Annotated in this window: 2 protein-coding genes; both read left to right on the top strand. The window is 68.8% G+C overall.

The window, feature by feature from the left end:
- Position 1 precedes the first annotated feature (1 nt).
- Complete coding sequence (locus tag ACYQ0J_RS00395; protein WP_460170246.1) at positions 2-223, top strand: BrnT family toxin; 222 nt, start codon at positions 2-4, stop codon at positions 221-223.
- Positions 224-226: 3 nt separating this feature from the next.
- On the top strand, positions 227-471 hold a 245-nt coding region (locus ACYQ0J_RS00390), incomplete at its 3' end, for a CopG family antitoxin (RefSeq protein WP_460170247.1).

Here is a 471-nt window from a genome sequence, read left to right as displayed (position 1 = left end):
GGTGCGTCCCCAGGAGGTGGAGGAAGCCCTCACCGACCCCAAGCGGCTGGTGCTCCGCACGCGCTCCCAAGGGGGCGAGGAACGCTGGGCGGCCCTGGGGGCCACGGAAGCCGGAAGGGTCCTCTTCGTGGTCTTCACCCGCAGGGAAGGCAGGGTGCGGCCCATCACCGCCCGGGACGCCACCTTGGAGGAGAAACGCCGCTACCGGAGGAGGGGAAAGTAAAGCATGAAGAGACTGCGGAAGGTGCACAGCCTGGAGGAAATCCCCGAGTTCGCCAGTGAGGAAGAGGAGAGCCGTTTTTGGGCGGAGCACGGCCTGGGGGAAGAACTCCTGGCGGAGATGGCCCCACCGCCGGAGGGCCTTCTGCCCCCGGCCCGCCCCAGGACCCGGCCCGTTTCCATACGCCTGGACGAGGACCTCCTGAGGCGGCTCAAGGCCATCGCCCGGAGGAAGGGCAAGGGCTACCAGAC

The organism is Thermus sp. FJN-A (assembly GCF_054655095.1).
The sequence above is the reverse complement of the archived record's forward strand: the minus strand, read 5'-3'. Positions and strand labels throughout refer to the sequence as shown.